Annotated in this window: 4 protein-coding genes and 1 pseudogene; 1 reads left to right on the top strand and 4 read right to left on the bottom strand. The window is 64.5% G+C overall.

The genetic code is table 11. The annotated features are described in order from the left end of the window. The 4 genes and pseudogenes from QK290_RS18305 to QK290_RS18320 form a co-directional block, all read right to left on the bottom strand. On the bottom strand, positions 1-412 hold a 412-nt coding region (locus tag QK290_RS18305), incomplete at its 3' end, for an MBL fold metallo-hydrolase (RefSeq protein ID WP_282332089.1). 104 nt (positions 413-516) lie between these two features. Further along, positions 517-684, bottom strand: a pseudogene (locus QK290_RS18310) (thiol reductase thioredoxin); the annotation flags it as partial. A 124-nt stretch (positions 685-808) separates the two neighbouring features. Further along, positions 809-1,567, bottom strand: coding sequence for a sulfite exporter TauE/SafE family protein (locus QK290_RS18315; RefSeq protein ID WP_282332090.1), 759 nt, complete (start codon positions 1,565-1,567; stop codon positions 809-811). After that, positions 1,564-2,181: a rhodanese-like domain-containing protein gene (locus QK290_RS18320; RefSeq protein WP_282332091.1), complete on the bottom strand. Its 618-nt coding sequence runs from the start codon at positions 2,179-2,181 to the stop codon at positions 1,564-1,566. Before QK290_RS18320 ends, QK290_RS18315 begins: the two co-directional genes overlap by 4 nt. Before the next feature lie 125 nt (positions 2,182-2,306). Here QK290_RS18320 and QK290_RS18325 point away from each other — a divergent pair, with 125 nt between their 5' ends. Then, positions 2,307-2,504, top strand: a complete 198-nt coding sequence (locus QK290_RS18325; RefSeq protein WP_282332092.1) for a metal-sensing transcriptional repressor — start codon at positions 2,307-2,309, stop codon at positions 2,502-2,504. Positions 2,505-3,133: the final 629 nt, after the last annotated feature.

Below are 3,133 nucleotides of genomic sequence, written 5' to 3' on the forward strand. Positions count from 1 at the left end.
GCAGGTAGCCGGGCTGGTCGCTGAACGCACCGTCGGTGACCAGGAAGGACAGGTGTTCCGGGGTGTGGCCCGGGGTGTGAACAGCCTGGATGCTGATGTTGCCGACGGTGATCGCGTCGCCGTCGTACAGGCGTTCACCCTCGAATTCGTACTGCCAGTCCGGCCCGCCCTCGCCGGAAACGTAGATCTTCGCGCCCGTCGCGGCAGCGAGCTCGCGGGTGCCGGAGAGATAGTCGGCGTGGATGTGGGTCTCGGTGACGGCCACGATCTTCATGCCGTTCTTCTCAGCCAGGTCCTGGTAAACCGCGATGTCGCGGCGGCCGTCGACCACAACTGCCGTGCCGTTGGCCTGGCAGCCGATCAGGTAGCTGGCCTGGGCAAGGTCCTCGTCGTAAATGCGCTCGAAAAGCATCTGTTGTTCTCCTTCAGGTGAAAGGGGATCGGGAGGTTCAGTTCTCAATCCAGTATATACCCCTAGGGGTATCTTGCAAGTATGCAGGAGCCTAATCGGATTCCCTACCGGCTAGCTCGTTCAAATCTGTCCACGTTCAGGTTCTTGACGGCTTGGATGACTTCCTCGAGTCCGGCGGCGTTGAGTGCTCCGGGCTGGGAGAAGACGAGGGTGTTGTCCTTGAAGGCCATCAGGGTGGGGATGGAGGTGATGTTCGCTGCGGCGGCCAGGGCCTAGGTGGTGGGGAGCCCCCTTGGCTGCGAGCTGCCCTTCGGACGAGGCGGAGCGCACGCCAGAGGAACACGGGGCGACCACGTATCGGGATTTCTGGATCCCTGCGGTACTTGTTGGGTGATGTCAGGCGGTGAGGGTGCCGGCGGTAACCCACGCCGCGACCGCGAAGATGAGTACCGCGAAGGATATGCGGATGTGCTTGTCCTTCAGGCGGCGGGCCAGGCGGGCGGCGAGGACGGAACCCAGGATTGCCGGGACCGCGAACGCCAGGGTGGTGGCCCAGTCGATGGTGTAGCCGGCGGCGTGGGCGCTGAAGCCGGCGGCGGAGTTAATGATGATGATCGCCAGGGAGGTTCCGACAGCCTGCTTCATCCGCAGGCCCAGGAAGATGGTCAGCGCGGGGGTGATGAGGAACCCCCCGCCTACCCCGAGCAGTCCGGTGAGGAATCCTACGAGCAGGCCCACCGCCACGGCCTTCGGGGCGCAGGACCGGAAAGCCCGGTGGGGGCCGGTGCTGCAGGACCCTTCGGACTCGCGGGGCTTCATCAGCATCCGGATGCCGGCAGCCACCATGATCACGGCAAACCCCAGCATCAGGATGTTCGGATCCAGCAGCTTGCCTACGGCCGCGCCGGCCCAGGCCGCCGGAATACCGGCGGCCCCGACCAATGCGATCACGGGCCAGTTCAGGCCCTCCCGGATCCGGGGAAGCAGGGCTGCCAGCGAAGACACCCCCACTACCAGCAGGGAGGTGGGGATGGCCTGCGCCGGGCTCATGCCCATCCCGTACACCAAGGCTGGAACGGCGATGATCGACCCGCCGCCGCCCACTACGCCCAGGACGATCCCGACGACGAGCCCCAGACCCAGGGCCGGAATCATGCCGCGGCGTCCTCTTCTGCGGCCGGAACGGGAAGCTGCAGGATGGCGCTTTCTCGGGTGGGCTCCGTGGCTGCCTTGTTCCACGGCATGGCCGAGAGGGCCTTGCCCATGGCGCAGGTGTTGGTCGCGGCCGAGAACGTCAGGCCGGTGCCGATGGCGCCGGCCAGCATGCGGATCTTCGGGGAGACGAACCTGCCCCCGGCCAGGCCCAGAACCACCAGGGAACCCGCGGCCAGGCGGACCTGGCGCTCAAGGTCCCAGCGGTCCTTGCCCTTGACCACGTCGCCGCCGGCCGCGTCGAAGCCAGGAACGCCGCTGGTGAGGACGTAAGCGGTGTCCAAGCCAACGGTCGCCATGCGCTGGCGGGCCTGCTCGGCCCGTACCCCGGACTGGCAGACCAGAACCACTCGCGAACCCAGCCGGGCGGCGAGCTCGTCAGTGTGCTCAGACAGCAACGGCAGCGGCACATTGTAGGAGCCGCGGATATGCATGGACTCGAACTCCGCGGCGGACCGCACATCGATTACCACCAAATCCCGGTGCTCTCTAAACCAGGACTGAAGGGTCTCCGGGGCAAGTGCCTTAACGGCGATTGCTTTGGAAAGGGACGTCATTGAAGGCCTCTCGGAAGGGGGTGGGTGAATACCCCACCGATATTACAGATACCCCCGGGGGTAGTCAAAACACCCTGGGGGGGTATAGGCCGTTAGGACGCCCGCGATCTTTTCTGGAGGGTCCCTTGGAGCTGAATCCCACACAACTCACCCCGGTCATCAACCGCCAAAAGCGCACACAGGGCCAGCTCGCCGCCGTCTCAAAGGCCCTCGACCCGGCCGGATTCGCCATCATTGCCACCGGGCTTGAACAGTGCATCGTCCAAAAGGATGCAAGCATGGGGCCGAAAGAGCTGGAAAAGCTCTTCCTCTCCCTCGCCTAATCAGGCCGCCTCATCAGCGGCCCGTCGCGATGCCGGCAAGCGCCTGTGGACGGCCCTGGCCGGCATTCTCCGCAGCGCCACGAACATCCGCACCGCACTCCACCCGCGGACTGACATTGAAATCGTTTGTTCAGGGGCGGCGCGTCCAGGACATCGAAGAGGAGCCTGCCAAAGGGATCGGTGGGGTCGCAGACGGAAACTGGTGAGCTCATCCACTACCCGATCAGCAGCCTGGTCATGGTCTTGAGCGTCCCGCGTATCCCCCACCGGATTCTGTTGATCGAAGCAACACCTTCTTTCAAGGTGGTTCGACATGTATCTCAGTTTCTTGTCAGCAGCAGCCGTCCGGTCTCGTGACTCGGTAAAGCACGGGCATGGTCTCAAACCGTCAGCCCGACATGCCGGCAGCGAGAGTGCGCGGTCGATGCCGCTGTCCGGTGAGGTCAGACGGTCGGTGAGTTGGATGAAGCCAGTGGTTCATGGCGGTTCCTTCTCCCGGCGTGGCGGGGGCCGGGGTCAAGGTCAGGATGCGCAACAGGAAAGTTTGGAGACATCCGTGGTGAAGGACTGGGCCGCGATCTTGATTCCTTCGGCCATGGTCAGGTACGGGCTCCACAGGTTTGCCACCT

The organism is Pseudarthrobacter sp. AL07 (assembly GCF_029960665.1).
GTDB lineage: Bacteria > Actinomycetota > Actinomycetes > Actinomycetales > Micrococcaceae > Arthrobacter.

Excerpts from the sequence above, each read along its gene's own strand:
- QK290_RS18315 (WP_282332090.1), bottom strand. The coding sequence starts at position 1,567 with ATGATTCCGGCCCTGGGTCTGGGGCTCGTCGTCGGGATCGTCCTGGGC.
- QK290_RS18320 (WP_282332091.1), bottom strand. The coding sequence starts at position 2,181 with ATGACGTCCCTTTCCAAAGCAATCGCCGTTAAGGCACTTGCCCCGGAG.